General features: G+C 69.7%; 20 protein-coding genes and 1 tRNA gene. 11 read left to right on the forward strand and 10 right to left on the reverse strand.

Translation table 11 applies throughout. The annotated features are described in order from the left end of the window. Positions 1-53: 53 nt before the first annotated feature. The 6 genes from BLW84_RS02500 to BLW84_RS02525 all read right to left on the reverse strand — a co-directional run bounded on the left by BLW84_RS02500 (position 54) and on the right by BLW84_RS02525 (position 4718). Entirely contained in the window at positions 54-710 is a 657-nt protein-coding gene (locus BLW84_RS02500; RefSeq protein ID WP_093260788.1) for an SDR family oxidoreductase, read from the reverse strand. 154 nt (positions 711-864) lie between these two features. Next, on the reverse strand, positions 865-1497 hold the full coding sequence (locus BLW84_RS02505; RefSeq protein ID WP_177226233.1) for a hypothetical protein: 633 nt from the start codon (positions 1495-1497) through the stop codon (positions 865-867). Between the two features lie 290 nt (positions 1498-1787). Next, positions 1788-2576: an IclR family transcriptional regulator gene (locus BLW84_RS02510; RefSeq protein WP_093260791.1), complete on the reverse strand. Its 789-nt coding sequence runs from the start codon at positions 2574-2576 to the stop codon at positions 1788-1790. Between the two features lie 211 nt (positions 2577-2787). Further along, positions 2788-3555 carry a 3-oxoadipate enol-lactonase gene (gene pcaD / locus BLW84_RS02515; RefSeq protein WP_245760884.1) on the reverse strand — a complete coding sequence of 256 codons (768 nt, stop codon included), beginning with the start codon at positions 3553-3555 and terminating at the stop codon, positions 2788-2790. 16 nt (positions 3556-3571) lie between these two features. Next, positions 3572-4018 carry an HD domain-containing protein gene (locus BLW84_RS02520; protein ID WP_245760885.1) on the reverse strand — a complete coding sequence of 149 codons (447 nt, stop codon included), beginning with the start codon at positions 4016-4018 and terminating at the stop codon, positions 3572-3574. 617 nt (positions 4019-4635) lie between these two features. Next, a tRNA-Leu gene (locus BLW84_RS02525) sits at positions 4636-4718 on the reverse strand. Between the two features lie 212 nt (positions 4719-4930). Between BLW84_RS02525 and BLW84_RS02530 the strand changes: the two genes are divergently transcribed. The 8 genes from BLW84_RS02530 to BLW84_RS47190 are packed head-to-tail and all read left to right on the forward strand — an operon-like array spanning position 4931 to position 14554. Beyond that, a complete protein-coding gene (locus BLW84_RS02530) occupies positions 4931-6307 on the forward strand; it encodes an FHA domain-containing protein (protein ID WP_093260793.1) in 1377 nt (458 codons plus the stop codon). A gap of 45 nt (positions 6308-6352) precedes the next feature. Further along, the gene (locus BLW84_RS02535) at positions 6353-6817 is read left to right on the forward strand and encodes an FHA domain-containing protein FhaB/FipA (protein ID WP_093260794.1); all 465 of its coding nucleotides are present in this window, start codon (positions 6353-6355) and stop codon (positions 6815-6817) included. Then, positions 6814-8193 carry a PP2C family protein-serine/threonine phosphatase gene (locus BLW84_RS02540; RefSeq protein WP_093260795.1) on the forward strand — a complete coding sequence of 460 codons (1380 nt, stop codon included), beginning with the start codon at positions 6814-6816 and terminating at the stop codon, positions 8191-8193. The genes BLW84_RS02535 and BLW84_RS02540 overlap by 4 nt, the downstream gene beginning before the upstream one ends. Beyond that, complete coding sequence (locus BLW84_RS02545; protein ID WP_093260797.1) at positions 8193-9602, forward strand: FtsW/RodA/SpoVE family cell cycle protein; 1410 nt, start codon at positions 8193-8195, stop codon at positions 9600-9602. The genes BLW84_RS02540 and BLW84_RS02545 overlap by 1 nt, the downstream gene beginning before the upstream one ends. Further along, on the forward strand, positions 9599-11053 hold the full coding sequence (locus BLW84_RS02550) for a peptidoglycan D,D-transpeptidase FtsI family protein (protein WP_093260799.1): 1455 nt from the start codon (positions 9599-9601) through the stop codon (positions 11051-11053). Before BLW84_RS02545 ends, BLW84_RS02550 begins: the two co-directional genes overlap by 4 nt. Positions 11054-11056: 3 nt before the next feature. After that, on the forward strand, positions 11057-12364 hold the full coding sequence (locus BLW84_RS02555) for a protein kinase domain-containing protein (RefSeq protein WP_093260801.1): 1308 nt from the start codon (positions 11057-11059) through the stop codon (positions 12362-12364). A 37-nt stretch (positions 12365-12401) separates the two neighbouring features. Beyond that, entirely contained in the window at positions 12402-14357 is a 1956-nt protein-coding gene (gene pknB, locus BLW84_RS02560; RefSeq protein WP_093260803.1) for a Stk1 family PASTA domain-containing Ser/Thr kinase, read from the forward strand. 41 nt (positions 14358-14398) lie between these two features. Beyond that, on the forward strand, positions 14399-14554 hold the full coding sequence (locus BLW84_RS47190; protein WP_177226234.1) for a hypothetical protein: 156 nt from the start codon (positions 14399-14401) through the stop codon (positions 14552-14554). A 6-nt stretch (positions 14555-14560) separates the two neighbouring features. On the opposite strand, the gene BLW84_RS02565 is transcribed toward BLW84_RS47190, so the two are convergent. After that, on the reverse strand, positions 14561-15202 hold the full coding sequence (locus tag BLW84_RS02565) for an aminodeoxychorismate/anthranilate synthase component II (RefSeq protein WP_093260805.1): 642 nt from the start codon (positions 15200-15202) through the stop codon (positions 14561-14563). 231 nt (positions 15203-15433) lie between these two features. Next, on the reverse strand, positions 15434-16261 hold the full coding sequence (locus tag BLW84_RS02570) for a class E sortase (RefSeq protein WP_093260806.1): 828 nt from the start codon (positions 16259-16261) through the stop codon (positions 15434-15436). A 183-nt stretch (positions 16262-16444) separates the two neighbouring features. Here BLW84_RS02570 and crgA point away from each other — a divergent pair, with 183 nt between their 5' ends. Together crgA and BLW84_RS02580 are read left to right on the forward strand one after the other, a co-directional pair. Next, a complete protein-coding gene (gene crgA, locus BLW84_RS02575; RefSeq protein WP_093260808.1) occupies positions 16445-16711 on the forward strand; it encodes a cell division protein CrgA in 267 nt (88 codons plus the stop codon). Between the two features lie 167 nt (positions 16712-16878). Further along, positions 16879-17286 carry a PH domain-containing protein gene (locus tag BLW84_RS02580; protein WP_093260810.1) on the forward strand — a complete coding sequence of 136 codons (408 nt, stop codon included), beginning with the start codon at positions 16879-16881 and terminating at the stop codon, positions 17284-17286. Between the two features lie 4 nt (positions 17287-17290). On the opposite strand, the gene BLW84_RS02585 is transcribed toward BLW84_RS02580, so the two are convergent. Together BLW84_RS02585 and BLW84_RS02590 are read right to left on the reverse strand one after the other, a co-directional pair. Then, positions 17291-18028 (reverse strand): rhomboid family intramembrane serine protease, encoded by a 738-nt coding sequence (locus BLW84_RS02585; protein WP_093260812.1) that lies wholly within the window; start codon positions 18026-18028, stop codon positions 17291-17293. Between the two features lie 387 nt (positions 18029-18415). Then, positions 18416-18964: a peptidylprolyl isomerase gene (locus BLW84_RS02590; RefSeq protein ID WP_177226235.1), complete on the reverse strand. Its 549-nt coding sequence runs from the start codon at positions 18962-18964 to the stop codon at positions 18416-18418. 139 nt (positions 18965-19103) lie between these two features. On the opposite strand from BLW84_RS02590, the gene BLW84_RS02595 reads away from it, so the two are divergent. Continuing rightward, entirely contained in the window at positions 19104-19679 is a 576-nt protein-coding gene (locus tag BLW84_RS02595) for a hypothetical protein (protein ID WP_093260814.1), read from the forward strand. The last annotated feature ends 70 nt before the right edge of the window (positions 19680-19749 follow it).

Raw genomic sequence — 19749 nt, forward strand, 5'->3', positions numbered from 1 at the left:
CAATTTCAATGGAAGTCAGCGGTCCGATTTCCATTGAAATTGCGGCCGCCGGGTCAGCGGAGGGCCGCGCGGACGGCCTCGGGGATCGGGATCTCGCCGTTGACGAGCTCCAGCGCCCGCCTCGCCGCGGCCGGCTCGTCGAGCAGGGCGAGCAGCACCGCGGCGACGTCGGCGCGGGTCACCTCGGCCCGGTCGACCGACGCCGCCAGCGCGACGCGCCCGGTGGGCGGATCGTCGGTCAGCCGACCCGGCCGCAGGATCGTCCAGTCCAGCGATCGCGGCCGGAGGTCCTGCTCCGCCGCGCGCTTGGCGTCCAGGTACGCGCCGAACACCGGGTCCACGTCCGGCGGGTTCGGACGCGTCGTCCCCATCGAGCTGACCTGCAGGAACCGGCGGACTCCGGCCCGCTCGCAGGCGTCCGCCAGCAGCGCGGAGGCCGCGCGGTCCACGGTGTCCTTCCGCGACGCGCCGCTGCCCGGACCGGCCCCGGCGGCGAACACCGCGGCGTCCACATCGGACAGCAGATCGGCGAGCGCGGCGGCGTCGAGCCGCTCCAGATCGGCCAGCCGCGGCTGCACCCCATCGGCGCGGAGATCGTCGGCGTGGTCGGGATTGCGGATCAGCCCGAGCACGGCGTCACCGCGCTCGACGAGCATCGCCCCCAGGTGCCGCCCGATCTTCCCGTGCGCCCCGGCAATCACGATTCGCATGCCGCCCAACCTAGGGCACACCCGCCCGCACAGCCTGTGGACAACTAACCACAGGCTGTGGACAACTCGCCCGTCGGTCGTGAGTGCGCAGCCGGGTGGCGCGCCCGATTGCGCTACGCACTCACGACCCGACCCCAGGGGCTGGCTTCGGGGTTCAACGACGCGACGGGGCGGGGGCCTCCGTCGCGAGCAGCTGCTGGTAGACGACCTCGTTCACCCAGCGGGACACCGCGGTGTGCTCGACCGGCGGGGCGTCGTCGAAGCACCGCCCGTCCAGCTCCACCTGCACGTCGTCGCCGTCCGCGCTGAGCACCGCGATGCCGAACTGGCGGGCGCGGATCAGACAGGTCGAGGCGAAGTCCGGGGCCACCGCGACGTTGCGCGGCACCACGATGGCGGCGCTGGCGAAGCGGGCGAACGGCACCGCGGCGGTCAGCGCGCTGCGCCAGTGCCGGGCCGGGGCGAGGACACCGGTGACCCGGGCCGCGGGCGGCGGCACGCGCCCGTCCATCTCCGGCCACACCCAGGTGGCGATCTCGGCGCGGTCCAGCACCGGCCCGCTGCCGAAGCACAGGCGCTCGGCGTGCGCGTCGGGGAGCAGCTCGGCGGTAGTGATGATCTGCCGCCCGAGCAGCTTCACGGGCGGCAGCACGCTGCCCGCCCAACCCAACGTGTCCACCGACCGCTGGGCGAGCCGGCCCATGGAAGCGGCGAGCCCCAGCGGGGACCGAAGCTGCGTCGTCGAGCAGGCTCGGAGCTCATCCTCGGTCCATGCACGTCCCGGCATTCCGGTCACGGCGTTCCGCCTCCCTCATGCACTGCGCTTGCACTCCGCGGCCTCCGACAACGGGGCCACTGTCGACTTAAACAGCTCGGAGCGGGTTTTGCGCTGCTCAACAGGGGTCCCTGCGACCGGCGGCGGGCATCGGTCGGTGACTGGTCGACGAATGACATCAGGACTTCAGCCCAGCGATGCCGCCATTCAGGTGATGCCGGTACGGCACCTGCCAATCGGGTTTTCCACGACCACCCAAGCGGAATTCGGCAGGTCTCGCAAAACGACCATCGGTGGGGCGGTCAGTGGGACAGCAGGTCGAGGTTGATCCGATCCTGCTCGACGAGCCGCTGGCTGATGCCCTCCGCGGCCGGCATCAGCGGCTTGACCAGCTTCGAAACCTCCGCGCGGACGCTGTGCGCCACCACGCCGAGCGCCGCGACGACGGTGCCGCCGCCGTCGTGCACCGGGACCGCGACAGAGCAGTTCCCGAGCGTCATCTCCTCGTTGGCCTGCGCGAATCCGCGACTCCGCACGGTCTGCAGCTCGCGTCCCAGCCGACCGGGCTCGGTGATGGTGTAGGCGGTGTAACGGGGCAGCCCGCGTTCGCAGTACTGGTGCATCACCGCGCTCGGCGCATGGGCGAGGAGCACCTTGCCGACGCCGGTCGAGTGCAGTGGCAGCCGACCGCCGCTGCGCGAGATGATCGGCACGGCCCGCGGCGTGGTGAGCTTCTCGACGTACACGACCTCCAGCCCGTCGCGGACCGCGAGGTGGACGTTGTCGTGCGTGCTCTGGCACAGCTCCTGCATGTACGGCAGGGCGATCTCGCGGAGCCGGCTGTTCACCGGCGCCAGCAGCCCGATCTCCCACAGCCGCAGCCCTATCTCGTAGCGGCCGTCGCCGTCGCGCTCCAGCGCGCCCCACATCTCCAGCTCGCGGACCAGCCGGTGCGCCGTGGCCAGCGGGATCTCCGCACGCCGGGCGATGGCGGTGAGGGTGAGCCGGGTGTGGTCGATGTCGAAGGCGGTGAGGACGCTGAGCGCCCGAGCCGTGACCGAGCGGCCAGGATCCCGGCTGTTGCCCGCCATGACTTCCTCCCGTGCAGGTGCTCGAACTGTTCTGCGTAGCGGTGCCGGTAGCGGAGCAAGCTGCGAGGGCGGGCTGAGCGGCTGCGCCGCCGCGAGGACATGCACGTGCCCGCCTCCAGTGTCGACCCCGACGATGCGCAAAGCCCAGCACAGTCCGCGGCTGTCGCCAAGATCTGTTTTACCGCGCCCCGGCGAGGTATCGGAGCGGGCATCAGGCGAGGCCGAGCAGGGCGGTGAACGCCTCGGCCTGTTCGATGTTGGCCAGGTGCGCGGCGTGCGGCAGCACTTCCAGCCGGGCGTTGGCGCCGATCCCGGCGACGATCGCGGCGCCGTGCTCCGGCGGGGTGGCGGGATCTTCGGCCCCGGCGACGACCAGCGTCGGCGCGGTGATGGCGGGCAGGTCGGCGCGCAGGTCGACACGGCCGATCAGCTCCGAGCACAGCGCGTACGCCTCGTCGTCGGTGCTGGCGATCATCGCGGCGTAGACGGCGGTTTCGGCGTGCCACTCGCGGAAGTGCGCGGTGAACCACCGCTCGATGGTCGGCGAGACCAGCTCGTTCGTGCCGTGCTCGCGGACGGCGGCGGCCCGGTCGAGCTCAACCTGCTCCTGCCCCAACCAGGCGGAGCTGCAGCAGATGGTCAACGCCTCGATGCGGTCGCCGGCGTGCGCCCCCAGCCACAACCCGATCATCCCGCCGAGCGATGAGCCCAGGAACGAAGCCCGCGGCACCGCCAGGTGGTCCAGCAGCGCGAGGACGTCCGCACCGAGATCGGCCGGTGTGTAAGGGCCGGGCGGCGCCGGGGATTCGCCGTGCCCGCGCTGGTTGTACCGAACCACGCGGTACGCGCTGTTGAGCGCGTCGACCTGCGGATCCCACATCTCCCAGGTGCAGCCGAGCGCGTTGGACAGCACGAGAACGGGAGCGTCGGGATGCCCGGTCTCCCGCCACTCCAGGCCGAGTCGTTCCCACCGAGTCACGGAAGTCCCCCTCAGCTCACAAACCAAGCAGTGCCCGCATCCGCGCGTATTTCCGTTCGAGCCGCTCCCGCGTCGCCGCGTCCAACACGGCCAGCCGCGCGGGATCGGCGTTGTGCGCCAGATCGGCCTCCTTCACCAGCAACGCTCCAGGAGTTCCCGAGATCCGGGCGGCGTAGTCGGCGGGATCCTCACCGGCCCGCTTCGTCACGGCCAGCACGATCGCCTTGGTCTCGGGCGGCAGCGCGGCGGCCTGCAGCCACTCCTCGGAGAGGGCATCGTCCTCGACGGCGTCGTGCAACCAGGCGGCGGCGACCTGCGCATCGCTGCCGCCCCGCTCCCGAACCCCGGAAGCGACGGCGGCCAAGTGCTCGACGTAGGGCCGCCCGGCCTTGTCGACCTGCCCGAGATGAGCGCGAGCGGCGATGGAAGCGACCTCGTCGAGCCCCAGAAACGGACCAATCACAACGAAACCGTACAACCGGCGGCGAAGCAGAAACCTGTTCGCTGTCCGCTGAAGAAGAATCCGCCCGCAAAGCCCCAAACCGCCCAAACCGCCCAAACCGCGCACAAAAGGCGGCCGAACCAACGAAAACCAAAAAACGAACAGGAAAAGCGACCTTCGCCACACCCCAAGCGAAGCCCCAAGGTTCCCGCTGGTCACGGCCCCACAAGCACATTGAGCGCCACAGCAACCCAAAACACGCACGACCAGAACCAGCAGGCGCAGCAGAACCAGCGGAACTCCAGGAAAGGCAAGAAGGGCCACAAAAATCGGCCGCCAAGCACCCGAGGCCCGAAGGGCCGAGAACCCAAGCCACGGAGAGACGACGAAGCGAAGCAACGACCAGGCACAAAGCCAGAAGGAAGAAGAGACAGCAGAAGGCCAGGAAGGAAGGAAGGAAGGAAGGAAGGAGCGACGTAGCCCACAGGCTGGTCGGCGAGCAGGCCGGGAACGCTCGAGAGGTGAGGAGCAGCACGAAAAGCGCCCACCGCACCGTGGGGGCCTACGGGGGCTCGGCCCCCGTATAGATATAGGAAGAGGCCCTCCCGGCGAAGCATGAGCCGGGAGGGCCTCTTACGTGGGCGAGGAGGGAGTTGAACCCTCACGTCCTTTCGGACACACGGACCTGAACCGTGCGCGTCTGCCATTCCGCCACTCGCCCGTGGCTTGCCTGGAAGCTTACCTTGCTCTCTTCCGGGCCTGGGCACCGGGGTCGCTTTCGCTTCCCGCTGCCCTGTTGGCGAGAAGAAGATTAGCACGGGCTGACGAGGGGCTTCGGCGGGGGGTTGGACGAGTTGGGAACAGGGCGGTGTCTTGACCCGTTGGCCCAGATACGATGGTCGCCAGGAGTCGTACGCGTGAAGGGATTTTGCCGTGGGCCTCGTGCAGCGCTTTGAGCGCCGACTCGAAGGCATCGTCGGTAACGGCTTTGCGCGCGTGTTCGGCGGAAAGGTCGTCCCCCAGGAGGTCGCCCAGGCTCTGCAGCGGGAAGCCGAGCTGCAGGTCCGGGAGCTCGCCGGGGGGCGGTTGCTCGCTTGCAACCACTACGTGGTGCAACTGAGCCCGTCCGATCACGATCGGCTCACCGGTGATGAGGCCCGGGTGACCGACCTCCTCGCCGACTGCGTTCAGGAGCATCTCACCGAGCAGGGGTGGGACACATATGGTGACGTCGTAGTCTCCCTGGAGCGCTCTGAGACGCTGCACACGGGACAGTTTCGAATCAGCTCGACCGTCGACCCCGACGTGACTCGACGGCCGGCACAACCGCGTACCGCAGGAGACCGACCCATGAGCCAGCCACCAGGCCACTACCCCCAGGGAGATCCGTACAACCAGCAGGGGCAGTACGGCTACGACCAGGGTTACGGCCAAGGCCAAGGCCAAGGCCAAGACCCCAACTACGGCTACGGCCAGCAGCAGCAACAGCCCGGGTACGACCAGGGCTATGGCCAGCAGCAGCCCGGTTACGACCAGGGCGGTTACGGCCAGCAGCAGCCGCAGCAGGGTTACGACCAGGGCTATGGCCAGCAGCCTCAGCAGGGCTACGACCAGGGCTACGGCCAGCAGCCTCAGCAGGGCTATGACCAGGGTTACGGCCAGCAGCCTCAGCAGGGCTATGACCAGGGTTACGGCCAGCAGCCTCAGCAGGGCTACGACCAGGGTTACGGCCAGCAGCCTCAGCAGGGCTACGACCAGGGTGGCTACGGCCAGCCCGGCGGCTACGACCAGGGTTACGGCCAGCAGCCTCAGGCCTATGACCAGGGTTACGGCCAGCAGCCTCAGCAGGGCTACGACCAGGGTTACGGCCAGCCCGGTTTCGACCAGGGCTACGGCCAGCAGCCTGGTGGGGCGTACCCGCAGTCCGGTGGCTTCCCGGACCAGGGCGGCTACGGCCAGCAGCCCGGCGGCGCGTTCCCGCAGAGCGGCGGCTTCGCCGCGGGCGGCCCGCGCGGGCAGATGACCGCGACGCTGCACCTCGACGACGGTTCGAACCGCTCGTACACGCTGCAGCACGGCTCGAACATCATCGGCCGGGGCCAGGAGGGTCAGTTCCGCCTGCCGGACACCGGTGTGTCGCGCAAGCACATCGAGATCACCTGGGACGGCCAGAGCGCGATGTTGGCCGATCTCGGTTCGACGAATGGCACCACGGTGAACGGCACGCCGGTGCAGACTTGGCAGTTGGCAGACGGCGACGTGATCAGGGTGGGCCACTCGTCCCTGGTCTTCCGGGCTCAGCAGGCCTGAGCGCGGAAATCCGCGTCCGGACACGAGTAGGAGCGTTCACAACAAGTGCCAGAGCTGGTTATTCAGCTGACCAGAGCAGGGTTTCTCGCCCTGCTCTGGTTGTTCGTGCTGGCTGCGCTTCGCGTGGTTCGCTCGGATCTCTACTCGGCGTCCGGTATGCGGGTCCCGATTCCAGGTGCGAGTCGGCTCCCGGGCAAGCAGGCCCGGGGCAAGAGCAAGGCGCCCCGCCAGATGGTGGTGACGCACGGCGCTCTCGCCGGCACGCGCATCTCCCTGGACGGCCGGCCGATCCTGATCGGCCGCGCCGACGACTCCACGTTGGTCCTCGACGACGACTACGCGTCGACACGACACGCGAGATTGTCACTTCGAGGCTCCGATTGGTACGTGGAGGATCTAGGCTCCACTAACGGCACATACCTCGATCGGAACAAGGTCACGGGGCCGACCAAGGTCCCGCTCGGCGTTCCGATCAGAATCGGCAAGACGGTGATCGAGCTGCGCTCATGACCCTCGTCCTTCACTACGCAGCCCGCAGCGACCGCGGCCTGGTGCGCTCCAACAACCAGGACTCGGTCTATGCCGGCCCACGACTACTCGCCCTCGCGGACGGCATGGGTGGACATGCCGCCGGAGAGGTCGCCAGCAAGGTCGTCATCGCGGCGTTGGCGCCGTTGGACGACGACGAGCCCAGCGACGACCTGCTCGGGCAGCTCCGCGGTGCGGTGCTGGCCGGCAACGGTGCGATCGCCGAGCTGGTGGCCAACGACCCGGACCTGGAGGGGATGGGCACCACGCTCACCGCTGTGCTGTTCGCAGGCAGCAAGCTGGGCTTGGTGCACATCGGCGACTCCCGGGCCTATCTGGTCCGCGGCGGCGAGCTGACCCAGATAACCCACGACGACACCTTCGTGCAGTCGCTGATCGACGAAGGCCGGATCACCGAGGAGGAGGCCGCCAACCACCCGCAGCGCTCGCTGCTGCTGCACGCGTTGACCGGCCACGAGGTGGAGCCGAGCCTGGCGATCCGGGAAGCCCGCGCCGGCGACCGCTACCTGCTCTGCTCGGACGGCCTGACCGGGCCGGTGAGCACCGAGACGATGGCGGAGGCGCTGCGCATCCCGGACCCGCAGCAATGCGCGGACCGGATGATCGAGCTCGCCCTCAAGGGCGGTGGTCCGGACAACGTGACCGTGATCATCGCCGACGTCGTCGACGTCGAGTTCGGCGACGACGCCCCGATCGTCGGGGGCGCGGCGGGAAATGGCGATGAGCATCCGCAACCCGATTCGTCGGCGGCGCGCGCATCCGCGGTGACCATGCCGCGGCCGCAGCCACAGCGTTTCGAGCCCACCTCACCTCCGGCGGAGCGGCCGCGCAAGCGCCGCTGGCTCCGTTCGCTGCTGGTGATGTGCGGCGTGCTCATCGTGTTGGCCGGAATCGCACTGGTCGGGCGTTGGTGGGTGCTCAACCAGTACTACATCGGCGCGAACCGCGCCGACGAGGTGGTGATCTACCAAGGCGTGCAGGGCAACGTGCTCGGTGTTTCGCTGAACTGGCAGGTCGAGACGTCCTGCCCGGTGGACTCGGCGCAGGACTGCACGCCGGTCAAGGTCACCGACCTGCAGGAGGCCCAGCGGCCGGACGTCCGCAACGGCATCACCGAGGTCAACGGGCTGCAGGAGGCCCGTGACGCGATGCGGCGGCTCCGGATGACGGCGCTGCTGCCGGAATGCCAGCAGCCGGAAGCCCCGCAGCAGCCGCCGCAGCAGCCGCCGCCTCCGGCGCAGGGTCAGCCCCAGCAGCCGCCTGAGTCCACTCCGGACGCCACCCCGCTGCAGACGGAGGAGCAGAAACCGGGCGTGACCTGCCGGATGGTGAGTTGATGGCACAACCGGCCGCTACGACCGGAGCTGCCAGCGGGGCCCCCCGAGTCGATACTCGGCGGGGCACCGAGCTGTTCATGCTGGTTTGCTCGGCTGTGATCGTCACCTTCGCGCTGGTCCTCGTGGAGCTCGCGCAGGAGGAGACGATCTCCCGAGAGCTCTTCTACTACGGGTTCGCGTTCCTCGCGCTCTACGGCGCTGCGCACTTCGGCGTGCGCCGCTGGGCGCCGTACGCAGACCCGCTGATCCTGCCGCTGGTGTCGCTGATCAACGGGATGGGCCTGGTGATGCTGCACCGGCTCGACCTGGCACCGGTGGTCGGCGCCCCGTACACGCCCAAGCAGATCGTGTTCACCACGGCGGGCGTGGTGCTGTTCATCCTGGTGCTGGTGTTCGTCAAGGACCACCGGACGCTGGCGCAGTACGGCTACACCTGCGGTTTCGTCGGGCTGGCGCTGCTGGCGCTGCCCGGTCTGCTGCCGGCGAGCATCTCCGAGGCCAACGGCGCGAAGCTGTGGATCAACCTGGGCTTCGTGTCCATCCAGCCGAACGAGTTCGCCAAGCTCCTGCTGCTGGTGTTCTTCGCGTCGTTCCTGGTGTCGAAGCGGGAGCTGTTCACCACGGCCGGCAAGCGGTTCCTCGGCGTGGACTGGCCGCGTCCGCGGGACCTGGCCCCGGTGATCGCGGCGTGGCTGCTGTCCATCGGCATCGTCGTGCTGGAGAAGGACCTGGGCACGTCCCTGCTGTTCTTCGGCATCGTGCTGGTGATGATCTACATCGCCACCGAGCGCGCGGTGTGGGTCTTCCTGGGCCTGTCGATGTTCGCGCTCGGCTGCGTCATCGCCTTCAACCTGTTCGACCACGTCCAGGCGCGGGTGAACACCTGGCTGGACCCGCTGTCCGAGGGGGCGGCGAACGACCAGCTGCGCTCCGGCCTGTTCGGCATGGCCAACGGCGGGATCGGCGGCTCCGGGCTGGGCTCGGGCATGCCGAACCTGACGCCGCTGTCGTTCAGCGACTTCATCATCCCGTCGCTGGCCGAGGAGCTCGGCCTGACCGGGCTGATGGCGCTGCTGATGCTGTACCTGCTGCTGATGATGCGCGGGCTGCGCAGCGCACTGGCGGTGCGCGACTCGTTCGGCAAGCTGTTCGCCGGCGGTCTGTCCTTCACCGTGGCGCTGCAGCTGTTCGTGGTCACCGGAGGTTCCACCGGGCTCATCCCGATGACCGGTCTCACGGCGCCGTTCCTCGCCTCGGGCGGTTCGTCGATGCTGGCGAACTACATGCTGATCGCACTGCTGCTGCGGGTCTCCGACGCCGCGCGTCGCCCGCAGGCGCCCGCGAAGCCGAAGGCCAAGCAGGCCCCGATCGCGGAGGCACATACCGAGTTGGTGGAGCGTCCCCGATGAACAAGCCGCTGCGCCGGGTGGCGCTGGCGATGATGGTCATGGTCGTGCTGCTGATGGGCAACGCGACGTACGTGCAGGTCATCCAGGCCGACGAGCTGCGCGATCACCCGCTCAACAAGCGCACGCTGTACGAGGAGTACGCCCGGGAGCGCGGGCAGATCACCGCCGGCGGCCAGTCGCTGGCCAGTTCAGTCCCCAACGAGCACGACCGCTTCAAGTTCCTGCGCAGCTACCCGAACGGGCCGCTGTACGCGCCGGTGACCGGGTTCTACTCGTTCTACTACGGCTCCAACGGCATCGAGCGCGCCGAGGACAAGATCCTCAACGGCACGGACGACAGCATGGCGTTCGACCGGTTGTCCGACATGATCACCGGGCGCGAGCCGCGCGGCGGCAGCGTTGAGCTGACCATCAACCCGGCGATGCAGCAGGTCGCCTACGAGCAGCTGACCAAGAAGGGCTTCCAGGGCTCCGTGGTAGCGCTGAACCCGTCGACCGGCGAGATCCTGTCGATGGTCAACGCGCCGTCTTACGACCCGAACCCGCTGGCCTCGGCGGACAACAACGCCGTCGCCGCGGAGTGGAACAAGCTGGACGCCGACAAGGAACGGCCGATGGCGAACCGGTCGGTGTCCGAGCTCTACCCGCCCGGTTCGACGTTCAAGCTGATCACCACGGCCGCCGCGCTGCAGAACGGGTACAACCCGAACAGCACGGTGGAGGACGCCGCGTCGATCACGCTGCCGCAGACCAGCACGCAGCTGCCGAACTACGGCGGCAAGCAGTGCGCGGGCAACACCCTGACCAAGGCGCTGGCGCACTCCTGCAACACCGCGTTCGGCAAGATCGCCGGTGATCTCGGGCCGGATAAGATGCGCAAGACCGCCGCCGCGTTCGGCTTCGGTCAGGACCTGCAGATCCCGATGACCGTCGCCAAGTCGGACCTCGGCCCGATGGCCGACGCCGCCTCGCTGTACCAGAGCGGCATCGGCCAGCGCGACGTCCGCGTCACGCCGATGCAGAACGCGATGATGGTCGCCGCGATCGCCAACGGCGGCAAGCTGATGCAGCCGCAGCTGGTGAAGGCGACCCGCGCGCCGGACATGTCGGAGCTGGACACCCTCCAGCCGGAGGAGATGAGCGAGGCCGTCTCCCCGCAGGTCGCCGCGATGCTGCGCGACATGATGATCCAGTCGGAGAAGAACACCAAGGGCGAAGGCAAGATCTCCGGCGTCGAGATCGCCTCGAAGACCGGTACCGCCCAGCACGGCGACGCCAAGGACCAGCCGCACGGCTGGTACGTCGCGTTCGCCCCCGCGGAGAACCCGACCATCGCCGTCGCGGTGATCGTCGAGAACGGCGGCGACGAGGGCACCGAGGCCACGGGTGGCTCCATCGCCGCCCCGATCGGCCGCGCGGTCATCCGGGCCGGTCTGCAGGGGGGTGGCTGACCCGTGCTGACCACCGGCCAGTTACTCGCCGACCGGTACCGGCTCGGCCAGCGGATCGCCGTCGGCGGGATGGGCGAGGTGTGGCAGGCGGTGGACGTCCGGCTGGACCGGACCGTCGCCATCAAGGTGCTCAAGGCGGAGCTGTGCGGCGACGCCGAGTTCCTGCACCGCTTCCGCACCGAGGCCCGCACCACCGCGTCGCTGAACCACCCGGGGATCGCCGCGGTGCACGACTACGGTGAGACCGCCGCGATCCCGGACGGGCCGGAGGACACCGCGTACCTGGTGATGGAGCTGGTCGAGGGCGAGCCGCTGGCCGCGATCCTGGCCCGCGAGCGCCGGATCAACACCGACCACACGCTGGACATGCTGGAGCAGGCGGGCCGGGCGCTGCAGGCCGCGCACGAACGCGGCCTGGTGCACCGGGACGTCAAGCCGGGCAACATCCTGATCACGCCCGAGGGCAAGGTGAAGGTGACCGACTTCGGCATCGCGAAGGCGGCCGACGCGGCACCGGTGACCCGCTCGGGAATGGTCATGGGCACCGCGCACTACATCGCGCCGGAGCAGGCGCTCGGCGACGACGCCACGCCGTCCAGCGACGTGTACTCGCTGGCCGTGGTCGGCTACGAGTGCCTGATGGGTCACCGCCCGTTCCTGTCCGACAACGCGGTGACGGTCGCGATGATGCACATCCGCGAGATCGCGCCGCCGCTGCCGCCGGACGTGCCGCCGGGCGTGCGGGCGCTGATCGAGGCGACGCTGGCGAAGGACCCGCGGCGGCGCTACGCCGACGGCGGCGAGTTCGCCAACGCCGTCGCCGCAGTGCGCGCGGGCCGGCCGCTGCCCACGCCGTCCTCGCTGGTGGTGCCGCAGCAGCGGCAGCAGCTCAACGTCGCCGTGCCGAACACGGGCGTCCACCAGATGCCCGCGCAACTGCCGCCGATGGGCAACACGTACCCGCCGGGGCTGATCCCGCCGCAGGCGCCGGCCCCACAACTGCCGCCTCCGCAGGCGTCGGCACCGCGCACGAACAAGATCATCGTCTGGCTGCTGGTGGCGGTGCTCGCGATAGCCTTGCTCGTCGCCGTCGGCGTGGCCACGTACTGGGTGGTCAACTTCGACGAGGGGTTGGTCGGATCCGGCGATGTGACAACGCACAACCTGGATTCGACAGCTGCTTTGGGCCAGACTTCGCTACGGCTCGCGCCCGAGATCGGGGCGGCACCGGCGGGGTGGCCGGACACGGAACTCGGGGGAACACCGCTGGTCGCCCGGCCGATACCGATGGGATTGGGCGACTCGGCATGATGGGACGATCGTTGACAAGGATCGGAACGACGCTTCGATGAGTTCACCTCGACTTCTGTCCAACCGCTACGAGCTCGGTGAGACTCTCGGCTACGGCGGTATGTCCGAGGTGCACCGCGGCCGCGACACCCGGCTGAGCCGCGACGTGGCGGTGAAGATCCTCCGCGCCGACCTCGCCCGCGACCCGACGTTCCAGCTGCGGTTCCGCCGCGAGGCGCAGAACGCCGCCGCGCTGAACCACCCCGCGATCGTGGCCGTCTACGACACCGGCGAGACCGAGGCCGAGAGCGGGCCGCTGCCGTACATCGTGATGGAGTACGTCGACGGCCGGACGCTGCGCGACATCGTCAAGACCGAGGGTCCGCTGTCGCCGCGCCGGGCCATGGAGGTCATGGCGGACGCGTCGGCCGCGCTGGACTTCAGCCACCGGCACGGCATCGTGCACCGGGACGTCAAGCCCGCCAACATCATGATCACCCGCGGCGGCGCCGTGAAGGTGATGGACTTCGGCATCGCCCGCGCGCTGGCCGACGGGCAGGCCGCGGTGACGCAGACCGCCGCGGTGATCGGAACCGCGCAGTACCTGTCGCCAGAGCAGGCCCGCGGCGAGGCGGTGGACGCGCGAAGCGACGTCTACGCCTCCGGCTGCGTGCTGTTCGAGCTGCTCACCGGGGAGCCGCCGTTCACCGGTGACTCGCCGGTCGCGGTGGCCTACCAGCACGTCCGGGAGGAACCGCGCAAGCCCTCCGACGTCAACCCGACGACGCCGGCCTCGCTGGACGCCGTGGTGCTCAAGGCGCTGAGCAAGAACCCGGCGAACCGCTACCAGTCGGCCGCGGAGATGCGGGCCGACCTGGTGCGGGTGCTCTCCGGGCAGCGCCCGAAGGCGCCGATGATCATGTCCGAGGACGAGCGGACGGCGATGCTCACGCAGAGCTCGGCGACCGAGCTGCTGACGCCGGGCCGCCATCGGTCGGTGGAGCGGGAGCCGGAGGAGGTCGACACCGAAGGCGACCGCAAGCGCCGCAAGCACCGGATGATCGCGCTGGTCACGGCGGCCTGCGTGCTCGTGTTCGCGCTCGCCGCCTGGCTGGCGACGTGGGCCTTCACCTCGGAGCCGAAGAAGGAGGCGGTGCCGAACTTCGCCTCCATGACCCAGGCGGCGGCGCGGGTCAAGGCCGAATCCGAGCAGTGGCGCGTCGAGTGGTGCCTGGCCCCGTCCAGCGTCGACGACAAGGACAAGGTTGTCCAGCAGAACCCGGCGCCGGGCGCGCTGATCCTCAAGGACGCCCAGTCGATCAAGCTCTGCACCGGGACCGGGCCGGGGAGCGTGCAGGTGCCGGACCTGACCGGTCTGGCCATCGACGACGCCCAGAAGAAGCTGGAGGCGGTCGGGCTCAGGCTGGGGTACACGCCGGAGTACCGCGAGACCGACGACTCCAAGCAGGTCGGCAAGATCATGGACTGGAGCAAGCGGGGGGAGACCGTCGCCGAGGGCACCACGATCTCCGTCGTGCTCGGCCAGGAGCCCCGGATGAACGACGTCCGCAACGTCGTCGGCCTGCCCTTCGACGAGGCGAAGGCCTACCTGGTCGGCTCCGGGTTCAAGGTCAGCAAGCAGGACCGCGACTCCGACCAGCCCGCGGGCACGGTGCTGGAGCAGTCCCCGTCGGGAGGCAGCAAGGCGAAGCCGAACAGCGAGGTCGTCCTGGTGGTGTCCAACGGCGGGCAGATCAGCATGCCGTCGCTGGTCGGCATGACGCCGAGCCAGGCAGAGCAGGCCCTGCGGAGCCGCGGCTGGAACGGCAGCATCGTCGAGTCCGACCAGTCGACCACGGACAAGAACATGGACGGCAAGGTGATCGGCTCGTCGCCGTCCGCCGGGCAGAAGTTGGGCAAGGACCAGGCGGTGACGCTCTACGTGGGCGACTACACCACGAGCCCGACCACCAGCACGCCGGCCGACGGCGGGCTCTTCCCACCGTTCGGCTGACCGCTTCGACGCGAAGGGCACCTGCCGCCGACCGGGCGCAGGTGCCCTTCCGCATTCCCGGCGGAAATCCCGACCTGAGGAGCACTACGGCCGAGCTGGGGCTCGACGAAGCCCAGCTGGGGCTGCGCCCGGGCTTCGGCGCGCTGCTCGGGCAGGACGTCCTGGATGGCTACCGCAAGCGCGCCCGCTCAGGGTGACTGGGGTCAGCGTCGGGCGGCGGCTGCGACCTGGCGCATGCCGCGTTCGAGCTCGCCGACCAGGTGCTCGTCCACCGGGTGACCGGCCGAGGCCATCCAGTTCGCCAGCATCCGGTGGCCGCCGTCGGTGAGCACCGACTCGGGGTGGAACTGGACGCTCTCCACCGGAAGCTCCCGGTGCCGCATGCCCATCACGATGCCGGTCGCGGTCTTCGCGGTGATCTCGAAGTCGTCCGGGATGGTGTCCGCGCGGACGATCAGCGAGTGGTACCGGGTCGCGATGAACGGCTCCGCCAGCCCGGCGAACACGCCGGTCCCGGAGTGGTGGATCTCGCTGACCTTGCCGTGCAGCAGCTCCGGCGCCCGCTCGACGACCCCGCCCCACACGGCGCCGACGGCCTGGTGCCCGAGGCACACGCCGAACACCGGCTTTCGCTCGGCGGCACAGCGCTCGATCAGCTCCATCGTGCGCCCGGCGCGATCCGGAGTCCCCGGACCCGGGCTGATCAGGACGCCGTCGGCGGCGGCAACGTCGTCGTCGGTGACGACGTCGTTGCGGCGCACGACGCAGTCCGCGCCCAACTGCGCTAGGTACTGCACGAGGTTGTAGACGAAGCTGTCGTAGTTGTCGACGACGAGTACGCGCACCCCGCCAGACTACGCGGAGGGTAAAAACCGTTTCCAGACTCACCTTGCATCGCGGTGCAGGTAGCGGCCCCTTGCGGGAGTTGTTGTCGCCTTCTCGCCGTGGGATCCCCGACATCATGAATGACCAATTCACCACATCGGGGCTGTCCTCGCTGGGAGAACCCCGGAGGGGTGGGCGCCGTGAACCCACGGCGGTGCCGCCCGGCAGGCGGCGCCAGATCCACCCGTACATCAGCGTTCCTCCAGCTCGGCCGGTCGCAGCCCGGGATGCGCGGGGTCCTTGGGGTACTGCTTGACCAGCACGCCGTGCACGATCAGCCGCTGCTTGGCGGAGAACTCCGGGTGGCAGGTGGTGAGGGTGATCAGCCGCGTCCGCTGGTCGCGCGGCAGCAGCTCCGGCGGCTGCCCGGGCACCGGGAAGATCACCTCGCCCTGCTCCGGGCGGACGATGCTCCGGCCGACCACCTGCTCGTACGGCCCTCCGATGGGCGCCACGCCCGCGCACCTCGGGTCCGCCCCGCGCCCGTTCCAGCCCGCGACCTCGTCGGCCATCGGGAGCACGCGGTAGACGTACCAGTGCGTCGCGGTCTCGACGACCAGCGCGTCGCAGGAACGCAGCTGGTCGAGGTCGTTGAACGGCGCGCCCTTGCCGATCCGGTGCCCGGCGACGGCGAAGTTGCCCTGCTCGCCGGGCCACGCCGTGCCGGCGTAGTGCCCCGGTCCGGCGGCCAGCGTCTTCGCGTCGGTGCCCTCCAGCACGGCGAAGCGGAAGTCCGGGCCGAACACCGGGATGTGCAGCTGCGCGAACCCGGCGCCGGCGACCGGCGCGGGCGGCTCCGCCACCGGCGGCGGGTGCTGCCACTGGACCTGCAGCCGATCGGTGGCCTCGGCCTGCTTCTGCGCGGTGAACCAGTCCGTGACGTACACGGCGTAGAACACGAACAGCAGCAGCACCAGCCCCGCGGTGATCAGCAGTTCGCCCAGGACGTGCAGCGCCGTGCGCAGCCGAGCCGGCCGGCTCTCCGGCGGTGGTGCCACCATCAGCTCCGAAGAAGCCACGGTGTTCCTCTCCGGTCACGGCTTGGACCACGGGGTAGATCAACGCTGTGATTACGTTAACGTGGTAGCTGGAAAACGAGCCGCATCGCGACAAGTTGCGCGCGCCCTCGGGCGCCGCAGCCCGGGGTGCGGTGACCGCCCGAGCACGCGGCGCACGATGCCGCACCACCTGGCGAGGACACCATGCCGAAGTCCAAGGTCCGCAAGAAGGACTCCCCCACCCCGGTGACCGATCGCCGCACGCCGGTGAAGGCGAAGGCGGTCGGCCCGTCGCACCCGATCTACGTCATCGTGATGTTGGGGATGATGGTGATCGGCCTGCTCTGGCTGGTGATCAACTACATCGCCGGCGACAAGATCCCGTTCATGGTCGACCTGGGCGGGTGGAACTTCGCCGTCGGTTTCGCGTTCATGATCATCGGCCTGCTGATGACGATGCGCTGGCGCTGACCCCTAGCACGTGAGCGGAATGTGGTCGAGGTCCGAAGGAGCTAATTCCTTCGGACCTCACTCATCTCATCGACCTCTTGACGTTCGGTCAGCGAACAACACAGGTGTAACTCATCCCCAGTGGGGATAACTCCTGTGGATAACTCATCGGTAGCGGGTGGATAACGGTGGATGCGAGCGGGTCTCGGCAGTGGTCGACGCCGATCGGGCTGATCGCCTGCGGCTGGGTGCTCGCCGCGGCCGCGGCGCTGTGGTGGCTCCTCGCCGAGGAGGCGGTGGACCGGCTGTTCATCGGCGTGCTCGTGCTGGCGCTGGCCGCGGTCTCCGCGCACGGCAGCATCTGCCGACCGCGACTGCACGCGGACGTCGAGGGCATCACGGTGCGGACGTTGCTGGGCCGGCAGCACTGGGCCTGGCCCGCGGTGACGATCCGGGTCCGGCAGGACCGCCGCCTCGGCCGCACGGTGCGGACCCTGGAACTCGACGCGGACCCGCAGCTGATCGTGCTGACCAGGCTCGACCTGGGTACCGACCCGCAGGATGTCGCGGACGAGCTCCGTGGCCTGCGGCGCTGACCCGTCAGCCGCCCAGCCGGCCGCAGCGGGTTTCCTCGCCGGAGCCGAAGCACACCAAGTTGCCGAACTGCAGGTCGCGCGTCACCACCATCGCGACCAGCACCACCAGCAGCGCCGCCAGCGCACCCGCCTGGATCAGCACCTGCCGCTCGCGCGGGGCGTAGACGAGCGCGGCGGTCGCGATCACGCCGACGACGAGCCCGCCGATGTGGCCCAGCAGGGAGATGCCCGGGATCACCACGCTGGCCGCGATGTTGAGCGCGATCACCACCAGCACCGGCCGCAGGCTGACCTTCAGCCGCAGCGCGGCGATCGCGATGCCGCCCATCAGGCCGTACACCGCGCCGGACGCGCCGGCCACCGGCTGCAGCTCATCGCCGAGCAGGAACACCGCGGTACTGCCGCCGAGCAGCGACAACAGGTAGGCGGCGCCGAACCGCACCCGCCCCAGCAGGAGCTCCAGGTCCCGGCCGATCACCCACAGCGCGATCATGTTCATCGCCAGGTGGATCAGCCCGATGTGCAGGAACCCGGCGGTGATCAGGCGCCACCACTGACCGCCCGCGACCAGGATCGGCCACAGCGCGAAGTCGGTGAACAGCGCGGAGGCGGAGTTCCCGGGGATGCTGCCGGCCTGCACCGCGGTGAGCGCGAAGACCGCCACGTTGATCGCGATCAGCACCGGCACCAGGATCGGCTTCGCGGGCAGCCGGGCACCGGCCACCGTCACCGGCTGCCGCATGCCGCGCTGTCCCTGCGCAACACAGTCGACACATTGCTGGCCGACGGCGGCATCGCGCAGGCATTCCGGGCACGACGGCCGCTCGCACCGGGTGCAACGCAGCCCGGTGGGGCGGTCGGGGTGCCGGACGCAGGTCGGCAGCTGCGGCGGAGCCCCGTCCGATCCGGGCAGAGATCCGGGCGGAACAGTCACGTCAGACCTGCTCTCCGGTCGAGACCGCTTCGAATGGCCCTGGTGGTGGCGCGGGCAGCGGAACCTCGGGCATCGTCTCGCCGGGGACAGCCCCGACCGGGTGTACGACGCCCGAGGACCCGCGACGGCACGGGCCGAGCCCCACGCCGCAAGCGGCTAGCGCCGCTTCCAAAAGCAAGCCTAGTAGGCCGGGATTCAGCCGCGGTCGATCGAGACCTTCTCGATGACGACGTCGTTGACCGGGCGGTCCTGCCGACCGGTCGCGGTGTTGGCGATCGCGTCGACGACGTTGCGCGACTCCTGGTCGGCGACCTCGCCGAAGATGGAGTGCTTGTAGTTCAGCCAGTCCGTGGCGCCGACGGTGACGAAGAACTGCGAGCCGTTGGTGTTCGGCCCGGCGTTCGCCATCGCCAGCAGGTAGGGCTTGGTGAACTGCAGCTCGGGGTGGAACTCGTCGCCGAACTGGTAGCCCGGGCCACCACGGCCGGTGCCGGTCGGGTCTCCGGTCTGAATCATGAAGCCGGAGATGACGCGGTGGAAAATCACCCCGTCGTAGAACGGCCCGGAGCGCTCACCCTTGGCGTTGGGTTCGGTGTACTCCTTGGTTCCTTCGGCGAGGCCCACGAAATTGGCCACTGTCTTGGGCGCCTTGTCGGGGAACAGGTTGATCCGGATGTCGCCCTGCGAGGTGTGCAGGGTCGCGGTCACCGTCGTCCCAACGAGCGATCCGTTGTCTTCAGCCACCAGACCATCCTGCCATCGAAGAGGCCGAACCCCGTGTCTGGGTGCATATTGGGCTGATCGCCGCCTGCCGGGCGGTGCCCACGCCGCGGGCGTGGGCCGAGTTAGTCGACCGGCGAACGCCGGGCCGAGGAGGCACACGATGGACGAGGTGAAGGCGATGGCCCGAGCTGGCGAAAGCGTGGGCAAGGCGGTCGGGACGGGCTTGAAGTCCGCCCGCCACGGCGCGAAACGCGCCGGCGAGGTAGGGGTGGCGCTGTCCAAACAGGCCGCCGCCCGCGCCGAGCAGGAACTCGCCAACCACGGCTACTCCGCCGACGAGCTGCAGGAGCGCATCGCCCAGGCGACCACCGGGATGTCCCGCAAGGAGCTCGCCAAGCGCGGCCGCAAGGCGCGCAAGGAGTGGGAGAAGAAGACCGAGAAGTCCCGCAAGCAGCTCGCCAAGAACACCACCGCGGCCCGCAAGGAGCTGGCCGCGATGATCGACCCGGGCAAGCCGAAGCGGCGGCGCAAGTGGCCGTGGGTGCTGCTGGTGCTGGCCGGCCTCGGCGCAGCGGTGGCGGTGGCGTTCTCCCGCCGCCCGGAGGAAATGCCGATCGCGGAGGCCAACGACGACTTCCCCAGGCGGGAAACCCCGGCCCGCCACCGCGCGGAGCGCCCCGACGTGCCCGCCCAGACCGACGGTCAGTCGCACATCGCGCCGGAGCGATCCCGCTGACCTCGCACGCGCGGGAGGCCGGGCCGTCGGGCCCGGCCTCCCGGCTTTTTCAGCGTGTTGCACGTCACGT

Origin of the sequence: Saccharopolyspora shandongensis, from assembly GCF_900106995.1 — a bacterium.
Lineage (GTDB): Bacteria > Actinomycetota > Actinomycetes > Mycobacteriales > Pseudonocardiaceae > Saccharopolyspora > Saccharopolyspora shandongensis.

Coding starts and splice junctions, on each gene's coding strand:
- BLW84_RS02545 (WP_093260797.1), top strand. CDS start 8,193: ATGGCACAACCGGCCGCTACGACCGGAGCTGCCAGCGGGGCCCCCCGA.
- BLW84_RS02510 (WP_093260791.1), bottom strand. CDS start 2,576: ATGGCGGGCAACAGCCGGGATCCTGGCCGCTCGGTCACGGCTCGGGCG.
- BLW84_RS02500 (WP_093260788.1), bottom strand. CDS start 710: ATGCGAATCGTGATTGCCGGGGCGCACGGGAAGATCGGGCGGCACCTG.
- crgA (WP_093260808.1), top strand. CDS start 16,445: ATGCCGAAGTCCAAGGTCCGCAAGAAGGACTCCCCCACCCCGGTGACC.
- pknB (WP_093260803.1), top strand. CDS start 12,402: ATGAGTTCACCTCGACTTCTGTCCAACCGCTACGAGCTCGGTGAGACT.
- BLW84_RS02585 (WP_093260812.1), bottom strand. CDS start 18,028: ATGCGGCAGCCGGTGACGGTGGCCGGTGCCCGGCTGCCCGCGAAGCCG.
- BLW84_RS02540 (WP_093260795.1), top strand. CDS start 6,814: ATGACCCTCGTCCTTCACTACGCAGCCCGCAGCGACCGCGGCCTGGTG.
- BLW84_RS02505 (WP_177226233.1), bottom strand. CDS start 1,497: ATGCCGGGACGTGCATGGACCGAGGATGAGCTCCGAGCCTGCTCGACG.
- BLW84_RS02550 (WP_093260799.1), top strand. CDS start 9,599: ATGAACAAGCCGCTGCGCCGGGTGGCGCTGGCGATGATGGTCATGGTC.
- BLW84_RS02595 (WP_093260814.1), top strand. CDS start 19,104: ATGGACGAGGTGAAGGCGATGGCCCGAGCTGGCGAAAGCGTGGGCAAG.